Below are 16,943 nucleotides of genomic sequence, written 5' to 3'. Positions count from 1 at the left end.
TATGCAATGTCGTTATGAACAATTACATCAGCAATTAAATAATCCTGTTTTAGCGCCGATTTATTTGATCTTCGGCGAAGAAATAGTATTAATTCAAGCCGCCTGCCATGCCATTCGTTTAACGGCAAAAAAAGCGGGCTTTACGGATCGACAAGTATTTTATGCCGACAAACTATTTAATAGTTCTTCGCTGATGGATTGTATGAATAACTATGGGTTATTTTCAGAAAAACAACTCCTTGAATTACATCTATCACAAGGTTTTTCTGAAACCGTAACACAAACGCTGACACTTTATGCAAAAAACCCACCTCACAATAAACTTTTACTCATAATAGCCGGGAAGCTGGATCGTCGTTTACAGCAAACCGCTTGGTTTAAAAGTATTCATAACGTAGGTTTAGTCATTCCTATATGGCCTTTGCAAGCCTCACAATTATTTAAGTGGGTAACAGAGCGTTTTCATGCTCATGGCTTAAAAGTAGAAAAAGCGGCTATTGAATGTCTTATTTTTTCCACCGAAGGAAATTTATTAGCTACTGCGCAAACGATAGAGAAACTCAGTTTATATTTTGACACAAAAAATAACGTGATTACGACTGCCTTGTTGACGCAAGCACTCAGCGATAACGCGCGATTTGATCCTTTCAAGCTGACCGATGCGGCATTAGCAGGAAACGCTGAACGTTGTTTACGCATTTTAGTGCATTTAAAAGAAGAAGGGATCGAACCTTTATTAATTTTATGGGCACTAAGCCGCGAATGCCGAATATTAGCTTCTTTGGCATTCGAACTTAAGCAAGGCAAAAATCTGCTCACACTTTTTAAAGAACAATCGATATGGGAAAAGCGCCAAATACTCTATAAACAAGCCTTAACACGCCATCCCATGACACAGTGGTATCAGCTGTTGCGCCTTGCCAGCCGCATTGATCAACTTATAAAAGGGATAGGCACAGGCTCTGTTTGGAATGCTTTACAAACACTCAGTCTTCACATTGCGGAACCCAGTGACACTCACAGTAATTGGGCTTTTGGTAAGTATCACGAAAAAGATTGCGAATGGCATGGTAACACAAATAAAAAAATGAGAGCGAAGAGTAGCTTATTATGATAGGAATCTTAGGTGGCAGTTTTGATCCCATACATTATGGGCATTTACATATTGCACTCGCCTTATATCAACAGCTCCATTTGAGTGAAGTCCGTTTCATTCCTTGTAAAAATCCTGTTACTGACAAAAAAATAGTGGCGACTCAACAACAGCGATTAACTATGTTAGCACTGGCTTTACAGAATTATTCCTATTTTTCAGTTGACGAACGAGAATTACACAGAACCACTCCTTCCTATATGATAGAGACATTAGCTTCTCTACGTCTAGAATTGGGTAATACACCTTTGGGACTTATTTTAGGCTATGATAATTTAGCTCAATTGAATCATTGGCATCAATGGACATCCCTAATCGACTATGCACACTTATTAATTGTACCTAGACCTGATCATGCTGAATCCTATTCTAAGGAAATTCACGCTTTTGTTGAAAAGCACCATACACTGGATCCTTTTTTATTATCACAACAACCCGCTGGATTATTACTCATGACTCATGTACAAGCTTTATCTATCTCGGCTAGTTACATACGCAAAACGATTGCGAGTGGTCATTACCCTGTGGGTTTATTACCGGCTAGCGTCCTTGATTATATTTTGGAACAAAAGTTATACTTATGACACAACCCACTTTAAATAAAGATCTACAAACTGATCTAATAAGCTTATTAGAAGATCACAAAGCAAAAAACATAACTGTCCTCGATGTCAGTAAAATCACCGATATTACCGATCTCATGATCATTTGCACTGGAAATTCTAATCGACATGTTAAGACCTTAGCACAGTACCTCATTACAGCCGCCAAAGCTAAAAACATAACGATTTATGGTATAGAAGGTGAAAAAGAAGGGGAATGGATACTAATCGATTTAGTCGATGCCATTATCCATATCATGTTACCTCAAGAACGTGAATTTTATAATCTTGAAAAGTTATGGAGCCAACCGTAAGTAAACATGATCATTCATTTAATTGCCGTAGGAACTCGATGTACGGCATGGGCTGAAACAGGTTTTCAAGATTATCAGAAGCGTTTACCGGCGGAATGTAAACTTAATTTAATGACCATACCGCTTAGTAAACGTAATAAAAATTCTCCCATTTCGAAGCACATTGCCGAAGAAGAAAAAAAAATATTAGCGGCTATCCCGAGACGATCCCGTGTCATTGCTTTGGATGTCAAAGGACAAATGTGGAATACCCAACAACTGGCACAAGCTTTACAACAATGGCAGTTAGAAAGACGAGCGATCAGTTTATTAATTGGCGGACCCGATGGTTTGGGGGACACCTGCCTAAACCAGGCTGAACGTATTTGGTCACTTTCAGCCTTAACACTCCCTCATGCACTGGTTCGAATTGTCGTGGCAGAACAATTGTATCGTGCTTGGAGTCTATTAAATGGACATCCTTATCACCGAGAGTAGAGTATATGCTTCGTACTCGAAATTTTGTCGGTGTTGCCCAATATTTAAAATAAATGAAAATGATATATTAATTGTAAAACTATCCAAGCGTACACACCAGCCATTAAATCATCGACCATGACACCTAATCCACCGGGCATTTTTCGATCGATCATCGCAATTGGCCAAGGTTTCACAATATCAAATAATCGAAATAAAACAAAACCTATTGCTATCCATGACCAACCTTTCGGAGCAGCAAACAAAGTCAATCCAAATCCACATATTTCGTCCCAAACTATCCCTGAATAATCATGAACTCCTATTCCTCGCTCTGTCACATCACAAATCCAAATGCCTAAGAGTATGGCAACTAACAAAACCAGTCCATAATGAATCAAAGATAAAGAGTGTATTAAATAATACAAAGGAATAGCGACCAATGTTCCACAAGTACCTGGAGCAAAAGGCGATAATCCAGCACCAAAACCAAAAGCAATTAAGTAAATGGGATGGCTAAATACCTTACGGACTAAATCCTTTTGCATAGTTTCTCTCATCACATTCAATAAAAAAAGATTATATACTGATTAGAAGCCAAGACGCGAACCGGAAAGCACGTATCAATAATTAAATAAAATGTTGAAATCCCGTTTTATCTATACTAAAAGTTGATCCATTTTTATCAAGTAATATTAACCCAGGTTTTTCTTTAATCGTCCCTATGCAGGTATAAGGCGTATTCAAAGTGGCTAAATGGAGTTTCAACGCTCTTTCATGCGCTTCTGGCACAGTAAAGCATAACTCATAATCATCTCCTGAACCTAAAGCTAATTGCCATGCTCTTTCAGTTGGTAACGTTTGCACACTATCTGATAGAGGAAGTTTTTCTAGTTGAAGTATCGCCCCCACTTGATTGGCAGATAAGATATGACCTAAATCAGCCGCTAATCCATCTGACACATCAATAGCACTGCTGGCAACATCACGCAATGCAAGACCAATCTCGACGCGAGGTTCTGGTCGATTTAAACGCTGCATGACGGCAAAAATTTGAGAGGATGTTAATAATCCTAAGCCATCTTTTTTTTGTATGGCTTCTAACGCCAAGCCTGCGTCACCTATGGTCCCGGTCAGATAAATGCGGTCACCTGCGCGTGCTCCGACACGACTTAATGCTTTTCCTGGCGGAACAAACCCCAACGCTTGCACAGTAATGGTAAGTGGTCCTTGCGTCATATCTCCTCCCACGAGTTGTAACTGAAAATGTTGCATAAGGGAGAAAAAACCATCGGTAAATTTTTTAAGCCAGATTTCATCGGCATTAGGTAGCGTCAGTGCCAATAAAATCCATGCGGGCTTCGCAGCCATTGCGGCAAGATCACTTAAATTGACTGCTAATGATTTATATCCAATATCCTCAGGTGATGTATTTTCAGGGAAATGTCGACCTGACACTAATGTGTCGGTACTTACTACCAAATGTTGACCTAGTGGTACATCCAATAAAGCCGCATCATCACCTATCCCTAAAATAACATCGCTACGATTGCTCGTTCGACTAAAAAAACGTTGAATCAAATCAAATTCATTAAACAACATCATTAATTAAGTAAAAAATTATACGATTAAAAAATTATTAATCCTTGTACTCCAAAGGACGATTTTTTTTTGCGAGTAAATCTAAAATACCGTTAATATATTTATAGCTATCGGTGGCACCAAACATTTTTGCTAATTCGATAGATTCATTTAAAGCCACTTTATAAGGAACTTCCGCACATTCAAGTAATTCGTAAGCACCTAATCTCAAAATTGCCAATTCTACCAAATCTAATTCTTTCAGTGGGCGATCTAAACATTGCTGTAAATGACTATCTAATGATGTTTGCTCTTTCAAAACTCCTTGAACTAACAAAACAAAATAAGCGGTATCCACACTCACCATTTCTTCTTGAGCCAAAAATTTGGCTTGAATAGCAGAAAAATTTTCGTGCGTTAAATGCCATTGATAAATGGCTTGCATAGCAAAACGACGAGCACGTTGTTTTGGCTTAAAATTATTTTTTTTCGATTTCAGTGTCATGAGAATGTTTTTTATTAGCGGAAATATCTTGTTTTAATTGTTCAATTGCCTGGTTAAATGCCTGGATATCTTGAAAGCTGCGGTACACTGAGGCAAATCGCACATAAGCCACAGGATCTAAATCACACAGCTCTTCCATGACCCATTCACCTATTTGTCGCGAAGAAATTTCACGTTCTCCCAAAGAACGTAATTTTTTCATTAAGCGTAGAATGACCGCCTCCACTTGCTCACTGGAAATGGGTCTTTTTTCTAGGGCTTTAAGCATGCCCGCCCTGAGTTTTTCTTGATCAAATGCACTTCGTGTATTATCACGCTTAACCACCCGAGGTAACCCTAACTCCGCCGATTCAAAACTACTAAAGCGCTCGTTACATTGTAAACACTCGCGACGACGTCTTACCTGCTGGCCATCACTACTCAGACGAGAGTCGATCACTTTAGTATCTGCTTCATTACAAAAAGGACAATACATCATTGAATCTCTAGAAGTACATTTCTGAGGTTACACGGAGTATACTGGAAATTGCCGGCATAGTGCCATGACTTGTTTTCTGACCTTTTCAACTGTCGCTGGATCTTTTAGATTATCGAGGACATCACAAACCCAATGTGCGACGTCTCGAGCCTCATTTTCTCTTAAACCGCGCGTAGTCATTGCCGGTGTACCTATTCGTAAACCACTGGTTATAAATGGTTTACAAGGATCATTAGGAAGCATATTTTTATTTAAAGTAATATAAGCTTTTTCTAAGATACCTTCTGCTTCTTTACCTGTAATTTTTTTAGCGATCATATCGATTAAAAAAAGGTGATTATCCGTTCCGCCTGAAACAATTTTATATCCTCTCTCCAACATGACCTGAACCATAGCCTTCGCATTATCAATAACCTGCTGCTGGTAAATTTTAAAACGAGGGTCTAACGCTTCTTTAAATGCTACCGCTTTTGCAGCAATAACATGCATCAAAGGTCCACCTTGCTGACCTGGAAATACGGCTGAATTTAATTTCTTTTCGATCTCAGGATTTGAACGCGCTAAAATTAAGCCCCCTCTAGGCCCACGTAAGGTTTTATGGGTAGTACTAGTTACCACATCAGCGATGGGAATCGGTGAAGGATAGAGACCCGCTGCCACCAAGCCGGCCACATGTGCCATATCCACCAAAAAATAAGCCCCCACTTCATCCGCAATATCTCTAAATCGTTGCCAATCCACCACCCGTGAATAAGACGAAAACCCAGCAATAATTAATTTGGGTTTATGTTTCTTTGCTAAGGCTTCAACTTCTGAATAATCAATCAATTGCGTATCTTGTGTAACACCATAAGCAAAGGACTGATATATTTTTCCTGAAAAACTGACTTTTGCTCCATGTGTTAAATGACCGCCATGAGCTAAACTCATCCCCAACAAACGATCACCTGGTTCTAACAAAGCCATATAAGCGGATGCATTCGCTTGCGAACCCGAATGTGTTTGCACATTCGCATAATCCGCTTTAAATAATTCCTTTGCTCTATCCATCGCTAATTGTTCGACGAGATCAATGTATTCACAGCCACCATAATAGCGTTTACCAGGATAACCTTCTGCATATTTATTGGTTAAAACAGATCCCTGTGCTTGCAATACGAGTGGACTGGCATAGTTTTCTGACGCGATTAATTCCAAATGATCTTCTTGACGTTGAGCTTCTTTGTTCATTGCAGACCATAAATCAGGATCAAAGTCGCTAATAGTTTCTTGTAGTGAATAAGGCATGATTATTTAACCCCACATTAGAAAACAAAAAAATTAATAGTTAAGCTAACTTTGGTTTATATTACTCTTTTTAACATTGAATCAAAAGCTCGTTTCTACTTCCTGTCTCATGTCGTATCCGTTAAAAATAAATAGAAAAATTACCGTTCACTCCAAGCAGCATCTACTTGTTATACTAACAATTTGAGCTAAAAAGAAAAAAGTTAAATCTGATCACTCGTTAAAAAATCTAGCTAGTTTTAGCTATTATTGCTAGTATTCTTTCTTTTCAAATAATTCATTCATTCGATTTATGTCAGAACAATATATTTATACTATGCAGGCAGTGAGTAAAATCGTTGTCCCCAAAAAAGAAATCCTAAAAGACATTTGGCTCTCTTTTTATCACGGAGCAAAAATTGGAGTTTTAGGGCTTAATGGTGCGGGTAAATCGACTTTACTACGCATTTTAGCCGGTATTGATAAAGATTTTGTGGGTGAAGCCCGACCATTACCTGGAATCAACATTGGGTATTTACCTCAAGAACCCCAATTAGACCCGCTTAAAGATGTCCGTGGCAATGTGGAAGAAGCGATCGCAGAGACTAAAAAATTGCTGGATCGATTTAACGAAATCAGTATGAAATTTGCCGAGCCAATGAGTGACTCGGCCATGAATCAGCTCTTTACAGAGCAAGGAGAACTACAAACCCAGATTGATGCGCAAGGTGGATGGGAATTAGAGCGTAAATTAAGTATCGCCGCAGATGCACTGGGTTTACCGCCATGGGATGCAAAAGTCACTCAACTTTCCGGAGGAGAGCGCCGTCGTGTAGCCTTGTGCCGGCTGTTATTATCAAACCCCGATATCTTGTTACTCGACGAGCCCACTAACCACTTAGATGCACAAAGTGTGGCATGGCTAGAACGTTTTTTACATGATTATCCTGGCACAGTGATAGCCGTTACACATGATCGCTATTTTTTAGATAATGTAGCGGGCTGGATTTTGGAGCTTGATAGAGGTCATGGAATCCCTTATGAAGGAAATTATTCTTCTTGGTTAGAGCAAAAACAACAGCGCCTGGCTCAAGAAGGAAGGCAACAAGCAGCGCATGAAAAAAGTTTAAAAGCGGAATTAGAGTGGGTGAGAACCAATCCAAAAGGACGACAAGCAAAAAGCAAAGCCCGGTTAGCGCGCTTTGAAGAGCTTAGTTCACAAGAATTTCAAAAACGAGCCGAAACTCAAACGCTTTATATCCCTCCCGGACTACGTTTAGGCGACTCGGTATTGGAATTTGATCATCTCACTAAAGGCTTTAATGGACGAATATTAATTGATAATTTCAGCTTTACGGTGCCTAAAGGCGCTATAGTCGGTATTATCGGCCCAAATGGTGCTGGAAAATCTACTTTATTTAAACTCATCATGCAACAAGAACATCCGGATAGCGGACAAATACATCAAGGTGCTTCTGTGCAATTGGCTTATATTGATCAAAGTCGCGATTCACTCAATCCGGATCATACCGTATGGCAGGAAATATCCGACGGGCTGGATATCATGACAATTAACCAATTTCAAATGCCCTCTCGATCCTATGTCGGGCGCTTTAACTTTAAAGGTTCCGACCAACAAAAATTAATAAAAAATCTATCGGGTGGCGAACGTAACCGTGTCCATTTAGCCAAATTATTGCGTGCGGGAGGAAATGTTTTACTCCTGGATGAACCCACCAATGATTTGGACGTGGAAACTTTGCGCGCCTTAGAAGAAGCATTATTAAGTTTCCCCGGTTGTATATTGGTCATTTCTCACGATCGTTGGTTTTTAGATAGAATAGCGACTCATATCTTGGCATTTCAAGAAGACAAACAGATTGATTGTTTTACGGGTAATTTTACCGAGTATGAAATGGATCGTTTAAAGCGTTTAGGTATTAACGAGCCTCCAGCTAAGCAGAAAATAAAATACAAAAAATTAATCGATTAACCTAAACTTTTTAAGGATTCATTGATTTCTGATAATTGTAATCTATGTTAGTCACTTTGCTTAAAACCGAAAAAGAAACAACACAAGTAGTCCAAAAATTTGCTGAATGTTGCCCTGAAAATAAAAGACTGATCATTTTTTTAAACGGTGAGTTAGGTGCAGGCAAAACATTCTTTGCTCGTGCTTTTATAAAAAGCTTAGGCTATCCCGGTTTAGTAAAAAGCCCGACATATACCTTGATGGAAACGTATGAGGTAGCGCATTTTTGGGTTTACCATCTCGACCTCTATCGTTTACAATCGGCTAACGAAATATTCGACATGGGTCTTTGTGATGAATTTGACCATACAGGTATTTGGCTAATCGAATGGCCTGAACGTGCTTTAGCCTTTTTACCTAAGCCGGATATTGTTTGTCAAATTGACATAATCGGAACCCACCGACAAATACAATTCTTTGCCAAAAACCACGAAGGGGCACAAATCTTACATCTATTCAATCAATGCTTAAATAATAATGAGCACTAAGAAACAAAGTATGCTAATAACCGCTTTTATCAAAGCGTCATAGGCGTGAGATCCAATCTTTGTAACCTTCTGATAAAAGTCAATCTTATTAAGGACTAGTCTCCTCTATTCCTTTTCCTTATACTCAAGCTATGCTAACGGACTCTTATCCAACTATTCTTATCCCTGCTTACCAGCCTAACGATAATCTGGTAGCACTCATAAAATCTTTACGTGACAGCCAGCCCCAGCAGAGAATTATTGTTGTTGACGATGGATCGGACGTTGATAAACAAGTCATTTTTTCAAAAATTCAAACTTTTAATATCGAACTTCTTCGCCATACAAAAAATAAAGGGAAAGGTCAGGCGCTTAAAACAGGATTTCAACATTGGTTAGCCACTAGCCATTCTAAAGAATTAGGCATTGTAACGGCTGATGCGGATGGTCAACATCTTCCTCAAGATATTCTACATCTGTCCACCGTTTTTATGCAAAGTCCTTCTGATCTCTATTTAGGCAAACGTACATTTAATCAAACACCGATTCCCTGGCGTAGCCGATTCGGTAATAAACTTACCAAATACATTTTACGCCTTTTTAGCAAAACCATCTTAGAGGATACACAAACGGGTTTGCGCGTCATTCCACGAAAACTCTTATTACCCTTATTAAATTCGAACGCCCGAGGCTATGAATTCGAGTTGGAAATGCTATTAATTGCTGAAGAACATCAAGTCAATATTCAAGAAATTCCTATAAAAACAGTCTATTTAGATGATAATCGTTCATCGCATTTTAATCCTTTGATTGACTCAATCAAAATTTATTTTGTGTTTATTCGCTTTGCTGCAATATCCTTAATTTCCGCCGCTATTGATTTTGCATTATTTTTCTTAACTTACTGGCTTAAAAAAAATATATTTTTAGCGGTATTATTGGGACGCATTTTATCGGCCACTTTCAATTTCAAATTGAATCAACATCTTGCTTTTAAAAGCAAAAATCACTGGCTGCCCGCTGCGTTGAAATATACGGCCTTAGCCTGTTTTTTAGGACTTATTGCCTACAGTTTAATTACATTAATCCATGATTTTGGAATAAATGTCTATAGCAGTAAAATTATTGCAGAAATTGCATTATTTATTCTTTCATTTACCATACAACGTTTTTTTATTTTCAATAAAGTTCCCACATTGGAAAGCAAATATTAATTTGGGTAGTTTATTCTAATTTAAATTTAAAGCTTCCAAAATTTTAATTTAAGCGTTAGCAATACAATAAAAAGGTTATAAAACGATGTATCGTCATAAAAAAAAACCCTATTTAACATTATCTGATTTAACTCAACAGTCAGGAACCGAGGATCCCACTTCATGGGTTTCCGAACAAAACATTGCAGTTATTCGACATGGAAAACTTTACCTACCTGATAATACTGCTCCTAATGCATTAGTTCAAAAAAAAGAAAAAAAATCAACAGCCTCTGAAATAAAAATTTATCGACTGATTGCCTCTAATAAACAATCTGAAAAAAAATCAATTTTACAACCTATTTTTAATCGCCTGAAAGGATCTTTTCTATTTTTCCCATTAATATCTGGTGGAAATTTAGATTTATCACAGTATTTTTTGTTTGAACAATTTAAAGAAAAAAGAATCATAGCGGCCTCATGGTTAATGAAACAGCTATTTTTGTTGCTGGAGGCATTGCATCATCTACATACTGAAACATTTGTACTTGAGGGTCGTGTATTTAAAGGAATCATCCATGGTGACATTAAACCTAGTAATATTTTAATAAATGAACTCGGTAATCTCGTATTGGCCGATTTTGACTGCGCTTATCCTGCAACTGAGCCTGCGTGTCAGTTGGGTAGTTTGCGTTATATGGCTCCTGAATTATTTTCCAATTTGAATTTTACGCTAACGCCCTTTTTAAATATCGATAAATCGGATATTTGGTCACTGGGAATTACACTCTATCGACTATTAAATAATAAATTTCCTAATTTCTTTCCTAGTTTTAATTACAATCAAAAAAATTCTGCCCATCATTTTTTTCAAGAAAAAATATTTGATAAAAATACTCCTTGTATACTTTTTGAAGATAATATCAGCAGCTTTATTGACTTAAAACAATGGGGAGAAAATTATTCTTCATCTTTTATAGCAAAAAAAGCGAGAGAAAGTCTTAAGATTTTACAGCATCATAAAGAAAAAAATATAGCTCACCTTACTCTATCGGATATTTTAAGTCATTTATCTACCGCTATGTTAGGTTCAATAGACGATCGTCCTAATACAAAGGAACTCTTAACGCTGATGCACGCATTACAAAAACATTTTAGCCCCTTTAATGATAAGGAATCTCAAGAATTTATTAACGAATTGCTTAGCCATTCCTCATTGAATACAGAAACCTGTGTCAATAAAAATTTAAACCCTTCTGGAGCAAAACTTAAGAATAAAACTCGATCATTCAGCTAATGCCCATAATTTGTTAGAATTATCTTCTTTTCTTAACTGTATGAAATTATGTCAGGTCGTATCCAACACCTATCACCTCATCTAGCCAATCAGATTGCAGCCGGGGAAGTGATTGAACGACCTGCGTCGATCGTAAAAGAGCTAGTCGAAAATAGTCTAGATGCGGATAGCCAACAAATTAATATCGATATTGATAAAGGAGGGATTCAACGTATTCGTGTTCGTGATAATGGTCATGGTATACACAAAGATGATTTAATTTTGGCATTAGACCGACATGCCACGAGCAAAATTAACACGTTCAATGATTTAGAACGGATCAACACACTCGGATTCCGTGGTGAAGCCTTAGCCAGCATTAGTTCTATTGCTCGTCTCAACTTAAGTTCCTCTACAGAAACAACACAACTAGGCTGGAAAATTACTTGCGATTATTATCAGCAATACCCTTTAGCTCCTGTTCCTATCGCTCATGCGCAAGGAACGACCGTAGAAATTCACGATCTTTTTTTTAACACGCCAGCGAGACGCAAATTTTTAAAGTCTGAAACCACTGAATTTGGGCATATAGAAAACTTAGTAAAACGTTTAAGTCTCAGTCATTTTTCCATAGAATTTAATCTGCATCACAATAAACAACTCATTTACCAACTTCACCCTGCCTACGACGAAATGGCGAAAGAAAAACGTATTGCCACCTTATGCAGTCGTTCATTTGTTGAAAATGCTATTTATATTGATATGCAGAGTATGGATTTACGTTTATGGGGCTGGATTTCATTACCCACTTTTTCCCGTAAACAAAGCGATTTACAATATTTTTATGTTAACCAACGTATGGTAAAAGATAAGTTAATCAATCATGCGGTGAAGCAAGCTTATCAAGACGTCCTGTATAATGGTCGTCATCCCGCTTTTACCCTATTTATCGAAATCGATCCTTATGCCGTCGATGTCAATGCACATCCTGCTAAATATGAAGTTCGTTTCCGTGAGAGTCGCTTGGTCTATGATTTTGTGAAACAAAGTCTACAAAAAGCATTAGCCAGCACACGTCCTAAACTACAAACGATCCACTCAATACCTCTCGCAACTCAATTATCGGCTGAAATAAATGAGAAAATCACTGATATCTCTCCTGAAGTGACTCCTCCTCAACAAAGTAGCTTACCTCTGCAGGCTGCAGCAGAAGATTCTACAAGCCATCACACTAAGACTGAAACTAATGCTTGTCTTTCACTTCAAGAACAGAACAAATTATTAGCTGAAAAAAAATCGACTCTGCCATTAGCAGAAAAACCAACAGAAAATGAGGTCTGTGATCCCCCCTTAGGTTTTGCCTTAGCACAACTGCATGGTATCTATCTCTTGGCCGAAAATTCACACGGCTTAATTTTGGTGGATATTCATGCGGCACACGAACGTATACTGTATGAACGTTTAAAACAAGACCTACAAAATACTGGAATAAAAACTCAGCTTTTATTAATTCCAATCTGTTTAACACTGTCTCAGCAAGAACTTCAGCTATTAGATGAATACATAAGTCTATTTACACAATTTGGGTTTAAACTTGAAAACTTGGGTCCTGAAACCGTTGTTATTCGCCAAATCCCTGAACTTTTAGCAGAAAATAATATAGAGCAATTAGTGCAAGATGTTTTGAGTGATTTAATTCAGCATGCTCACAGTCAACACCTTCCTGAAAAAATAAATGAATTACTTTCTCGCATCGCTTGTCATAGTGCTGTACGTGCACACCGCAAGATGACACGGATTGAAATGAATCAACTACTCCGTGATATGGAACAGACTTCGCGTAGTAATCAATGTAACCATGGTCGACCCACCTGGAAACAGTTGTCTTTAGCTGATATTGACCGGTTTTTTCTACGTGGACGTTAAACCTGTTATTTGCCTGATGGGCCCAACGGCTTCAGGAAAAACAAGTCTGGCTATCGATTTACTTTCCTATTTAGATTTTGAAATTATTAGTGTGGACTCAGCCATGATTTATCGTGGCATGGATATTGGTACGGCCAAACCTTCTGCACTTATTTTAAAACAAGCCCCTCATCGATTAATTGATACGCATGATCCCAGTGAAATTTATTCCGCCGCTGAATTTAGATCAGATGCGATTTCTGCGATTGAAAACATTCTTAATAAAGGCCGCATTCCTTTATTAGTCGGCGGAACGATGCTGTATTTTCATGTCTTGCAACAAGGCATTGCCACTTTACCGCCAGCTAACTTTCTCATTCGCGAGCAACTAAAAAAAGATCTCAAAAATTTAGGATTAAAAAAACTTCATGAACGTTTATCTGCTATTGACCCAATGGCTGCACGGCGCATACACCCTAATGACCCTCAACGTATCTTACGTGCATTAGAAGTTGCACTGGCATCAGGGAAAACATTAACGGAATTACAACTGGCGCCCACTCTATCACCGTTACCGTATTTATTTATTAATATTGCTTTGCTTCCTGATGATAGAAGTCGATTACACAAAGCCATCGCCACGCGTTTTCAAACGATGTTAGATCGCGGTTTCATAGAAGAAGTTGAAAAATTATTTAAACGCGGCGATCTACACGCTAACTTGCCGGCTATTCGCACCGTAGGTTACCGACAAATTTGGAATTATTTACTGAATACTATTTCTACTACTGAGATGCAAGATCGTTCCATTATTGCGACGCGGCAACTTGCTAAACGTCAAATAACCTGGTTACGTTCTTGGCCAAAATTAAATAGTTTTGCCAGCAACAATAAAGAAAATGAAAAGAAAATAATAGAACTAATTAAAATAAATTTAAATAAATAATCTAGGACGGCTCTTTTTTAAACGTTATTAACATTATCAGTGCTACAACAGCACCCACAGCAAGATATAGACCCGGTATAGCAACATTCGTCGTTTTGGTTATTAAATAAATAGCAACCAATGGCGCTGTTCCACCAAAAATAGAGTAAGCCAGATTATAACTGAATGAGCCTAAGGTATAACGTACTGGAACAGGTATTCGATCGAGTGTTAGCGCCATTAACGGGCCTTGAAAGCTAGCGGCAAGAATAGTAAACATTATTTGCGCAATAACAATCATAAAAAAAGAACCCTGCGTAATCATGACATAAAGCGGATAACTGAAGCACATCAATCCAGTTGCACCTGTCAACATGATAGGTTTCCGTCCCCATTTATCCGAAAGCCAACCAAAAAAAATATCGAGCACAATCAATAAAATCAATATCAGTGTATTCAGTGCATGGGCATGAATTCGAGAATGACCTAGAACGTCCGTAAAATAAACCGGCATAAAAATAAAAATGAGATACGTTATCAATGCGGATAATAAATATAGACCCATTAATTGAACAATTAATATTTTATACGCTACAAAAATTTTTTTTAATGGAAATTTTTCTATTAAACATTGAGCGTGTAAATGCTGAAATTCTGGCGTCTCAGCAGTTCGGGTTCTTATATAATAAGCAATCAAACCACTCATAGTCGCTAACAAAAAAGGTAATCTCCAGGCAAAACTATAAAGAAAATGACTTTGAAATCCAACGAATAAAATAAAAACGATAAGTGATCCGAATAATAAACCAATCACGGAACTTGCCCAGATTAACGATGAAAAAAAACCCGTTTTATTGGAAGGTATCGATTCTACAATAAAACAAGCCGAACCAAATGCTTCTCCTCCTACCGCAACACCTTGCAGTAATCGAAAAAAGAGTAACAAAAATGCAGCACTGATTCCGATCATGCTATAACCAGGAAGCAAACCCATTCCACCTGTCGCTATTGCCATTAATAATACGCTTAAGCTTAAGGCTTTTTTTCTACCCCGTGTATCGCCGAGGTAACCAAATAACGCTGCACCCAAAGGCCTTGCTAAATAACCCATAGCAAAAACACTATAACTCAGCAACAAGCCCATGCGGGGTAAAGCAGGAAAAAAAATCTGTGCAAAAATACCTGCTAAATAGGCATAAAGACTAAAATCATACCATTCTAAAATAGTCCCTATACAAGCTGAAAAAACAACCTTTTTTTGATCGCTGGTCAAACATTTTTCCTTACACTGATTGAGTTTGATACCAATCAATAAATTTCTTTAATGCTTGTTGACGAAAAGAAAAACGAAAAAAATCATCGGTATACCGTAGTTGTGCCAAAGTTTTATCAGAACCTTCTGGTTTAAAGATAGCGGTAAAAGGAAGTTTAGGATGCGAAGATAAGTCTTCTGGCATCACTATTGTGCCTAAACAAACCCCTTCAAATAATTGAGTTTGTACTCCATCGGTGTAAGCTAACTGCAAAATAAAAGAAGCACGATTATCATCCTCAATCAATTTGAATAAACCTTTAAAACCTAATCCTTGAAAGACAAATTTTGATAAAGTCCCTGGAAATAGATTATAGGCAGCAAAGAATAAGCCTCCATCATCAAGTAACAATGGTTGTTTGACGGCATTAAATGCTTTTTTCACTTTATCTAACACCACTATTTTTTGATCTAAACTCTGAATTTCATCAATATCAATCGCATATTGTTCAACACGAAAAGTCGCAGGCACTCTATTAAAAAAATCGGTCACTTCTTCGAATTTACCGGCATTATTGGTCACATAATAAATTTTATTATTCAATTTGTTTTCCAAAAATTACTTTAAGTAAAGTGATTCAACCACACGATCGGCATTATCTGCAACAAACCCAGTAAAATAATCATGCCATCGTCTTTTTACTCCCGCTTTTTTGGGATAACGCCATACAAACTCGATAAATCGATCCGATAAATCAATGACGCCATCGGTGAGTTTTATGGATTTAATAGCCGGTTGTGTTGAACTTTGTTCTATACCTTTATTAATATTGCCTTTTATCAAACCACCCTTTTGGTTCAACGAAATATTTAAAGTAGCGCTCAAAAATTGATTAAATAGTTTTAGCTGACTAAAACTATTAGACAAATGAATACTCCAAGCGAAATGATTGACTTGACGACCCATGACTAACACCCACGCTAACAGTTCATTTTGATTTTTTACTATTTCATATTCTTGCACGGTAGGTAATGGCCAATCTCTCGATTGAAGATAATTCAAAATAAATTTCGACAGTTCAGTCGCTGCCTGCTCATCTTGTTGTAAAGTCCGATAATGCAGAAATTTTAATTGCTCCGTATCCAAAGGTTTAGCAAATCCTACATAATAATCAATGATTTTTAATACATTGGGCGTTAACGCTTCGCGACGAAAATCGGCAACTACTATTTGCGCTGGCGCCTCCGTAGCTAAGGTCTCGAGACTTATTTCTTCCGATAGCCATCTAAAATTATTTTGTTTTTCAGCCAAATAATCCTGTCCACGAGGGCTATAACCAAGATATGAGAACAAACAAGACAGTGTATCCATGCCAGTACATGGACCCGGTAAATCAATCAGCGCAAAATGATCCCGGATTAATTCTTCCTGAAAATGCTTCTGTATATAACTTTGAATTGTAGATAACTCAGTTAAATGCGTACTATAACTCTCCCATAATTGGCTGAAAATATAATTTTTAACACGATTTAACATA

At 37.6% G+C, this 16,943-nt stretch carries 18 protein-coding genes; 10 read left to right on the top strand and 8 right to left on the bottom strand.

Translation table 11 applies throughout. The features are described from left to right. The first annotated feature begins 1 nt into the window (after position 1). Genes holA through rlmH form a run of 4 tightly spaced genes read left to right on the top strand, consistent with a single transcriptional unit; the run spans position 2 to position 2,546 of the window. Positions 2–1,114, top strand: a complete 1,113-nt coding sequence (gene holA / locus ACICP9_RS01555) for a DNA polymerase III subunit delta (protein WP_395498298.1) — start codon at positions 2–4, stop codon at positions 1,112–1,114. Beyond that, positions 1,111–1,737 carry a nicotinate-nucleotide adenylyltransferase gene (nadD, locus tag ACICP9_RS01550; RefSeq protein WP_071662095.1) on the top strand — a complete coding sequence of 209 codons (627 nt, stop codon included), beginning with the start codon at positions 1,111–1,113 and terminating at the stop codon, positions 1,735–1,737. The genes holA and nadD overlap by 4 nt, the downstream gene beginning before the upstream one ends. After that, positions 1,734–2,069, top strand: coding sequence for a ribosome silencing factor (gene rsfS / locus ACICP9_RS01545; RefSeq protein ID WP_071662094.1), 336 nt, complete (start codon positions 1,734–1,736; stop codon positions 2,067–2,069). The genes nadD and rsfS overlap by 4 nt, the downstream gene beginning before the upstream one ends. Positions 2,070–2,075: 6 nt before the next feature. Beyond that, positions 2,076–2,546 (top strand): 23S rRNA (pseudouridine(1915)-N(3))-methyltransferase RlmH, encoded by a 471-nt coding sequence (rlmH, locus tag ACICP9_RS01540; protein ID WP_395498296.1) that lies wholly within the window; start codon positions 2,076–2,078, stop codon positions 2,544–2,546. A 44-nt stretch (positions 2,547–2,590) separates the two neighbouring features. On the opposite strand, the gene ACICP9_RS01535 is transcribed toward rlmH, so the two are convergent. The 5 genes from ACICP9_RS01535 to glyA form a co-directional block, all read right to left on the bottom strand. Then, positions 2,591–3,073: a phosphatidylglycerophosphatase A gene (locus ACICP9_RS01535; RefSeq protein ID WP_395498294.1), complete on the bottom strand. Its 483-nt coding sequence runs from the start codon at positions 3,071–3,073 to the stop codon at positions 2,591–2,593. 82 nt (positions 3,074–3,155) lie between these two features. Further along, positions 3,156–4,130, bottom strand: coding sequence for a thiamine-phosphate kinase (thiL, locus tag ACICP9_RS01530; RefSeq protein ID WP_395498292.1), 975 nt, complete (start codon positions 4,128–4,130; stop codon positions 3,156–3,158). Between the two features lie 34 nt (positions 4,131–4,164). Continuing rightward, positions 4,165–4,611 carry a transcription antitermination factor NusB gene (gene nusB, locus ACICP9_RS01525; protein ID WP_395498290.1) on the bottom strand — a complete coding sequence of 149 codons (447 nt, stop codon included), beginning with the start codon at positions 4,609–4,611 and terminating at the stop codon, positions 4,165–4,167. Next, on the bottom strand, positions 4,586–5,086 hold the full coding sequence (gene nrdR / locus ACICP9_RS01520; RefSeq protein WP_395498898.1) for a transcriptional regulator NrdR: 501 nt from the start codon (positions 5,084–5,086) through the stop codon (positions 4,586–4,588). Before nrdR ends, nusB begins: the two co-directional genes overlap by 26 nt. 30 nt (positions 5,087–5,116) lie before the next feature. Further along, positions 5,117–6,376, bottom strand: coding sequence for a serine hydroxymethyltransferase (glyA, locus tag ACICP9_RS01515; protein WP_395498288.1), 1,260 nt, complete (start codon positions 6,374–6,376; stop codon positions 5,117–5,119). A gap of 292 nt (positions 6,377–6,668) precedes the next feature. On the opposite strand from glyA, the gene ettA reads away from it, so the two are divergent. From ettA to miaA, 6 genes are all read left to right on the top strand, one after another. Next, complete coding sequence (gene ettA / locus ACICP9_RS01510; RefSeq protein ID WP_395498286.1) at positions 6,669–8,348, top strand: energy-dependent translational throttle protein EttA; 1,680 nt, start codon at positions 6,669–6,671, stop codon at positions 8,346–8,348. A 44-nt stretch (positions 8,349–8,392) separates the two neighbouring features. Next, positions 8,393–8,875 carry a tRNA (adenosine(37)-N6)-threonylcarbamoyltransferase complex ATPase subunit type 1 TsaE gene (gene tsaE, locus ACICP9_RS01505; protein ID WP_395498284.1) on the top strand — a complete coding sequence of 161 codons (483 nt, stop codon included), beginning with the start codon at positions 8,393–8,395 and terminating at the stop codon, positions 8,873–8,875. Between the two features lie 131 nt (positions 8,876–9,006). Continuing rightward, positions 9,007–10,068: a glycosyltransferase gene (locus tag ACICP9_RS01500; RefSeq protein WP_395498282.1), complete on the top strand. Its 1,062-nt coding sequence runs from the start codon at positions 9,007–9,009 to the stop codon at positions 10,066–10,068. A gap of 85 nt (positions 10,069–10,153) precedes the next feature. Continuing rightward, positions 10,154–11,344 carry a protein kinase domain-containing protein gene (locus ACICP9_RS01495; RefSeq protein ID WP_395498280.1) on the top strand — a complete coding sequence of 397 codons (1,191 nt, stop codon included), beginning with the start codon at positions 10,154–10,156 and terminating at the stop codon, positions 11,342–11,344. Between the two features lie 48 nt (positions 11,345–11,392). Further along, positions 11,393–13,249: a DNA mismatch repair endonuclease MutL gene (gene mutL, locus ACICP9_RS01490; protein ID WP_395498278.1), complete on the top strand. Its 1,857-nt coding sequence runs from the start codon at positions 11,393–11,395 to the stop codon at positions 13,247–13,249. A 16-nt stretch (positions 13,250–13,265) separates the two neighbouring features. After that, positions 13,266–14,174, top strand: a complete 909-nt coding sequence (gene miaA, locus ACICP9_RS01485) for a tRNA (adenosine(37)-N6)-dimethylallyltransferase MiaA (RefSeq protein WP_395498896.1) — start codon at positions 13,266–13,268, stop codon at positions 14,172–14,174. 1 nt (position 14,175) lies between these two features. On the opposite strand, the gene ACICP9_RS01480 is transcribed toward miaA, so the two are convergent. Genes ACICP9_RS01480 through ACICP9_RS01470 form a run of 3 tightly spaced genes read right to left on the bottom strand, consistent with a single transcriptional unit; the run spans position 14,176 to position 16,942 of the window. Further along, positions 14,176–15,426 (bottom strand): MFS transporter, encoded by a 1,251-nt coding sequence (locus ACICP9_RS01480; protein WP_395498276.1) that lies wholly within the window; start codon positions 15,424–15,426, stop codon positions 14,176–14,178. Between the two features lie 10 nt (positions 15,427–15,436). After that, entirely contained in the window at positions 15,437–16,009 is a 573-nt protein-coding gene (locus tag ACICP9_RS01475; RefSeq protein WP_395498274.1) for a non-canonical purine NTP pyrophosphatase, read from the bottom strand. A 15-nt stretch (positions 16,010–16,024) separates the two neighbouring features. Then, positions 16,025–16,942 (bottom strand): DUF1338 domain-containing protein, encoded by a 918-nt coding sequence (locus ACICP9_RS01470; RefSeq protein WP_395498272.1) that lies wholly within the window; start codon positions 16,940–16,942, stop codon positions 16,025–16,027. Position 16,943: the final 1 nt, after the last annotated feature.

Origin of the sequence: Rickettsiella endosymbiont of Litargus connexus (assembly GCF_964277335.1) — a bacterium.
Taxonomy (GTDB): Bacteria; Pseudomonadota; Gammaproteobacteria; order Diplorickettsiales; family Diplorickettsiaceae; genus Aquirickettsiella; species Aquirickettsiella isopodorum.
Note: the sequence above shows the minus strand (reverse complement) of the source record. Positions and strands in the feature narration are given on the sequence as shown.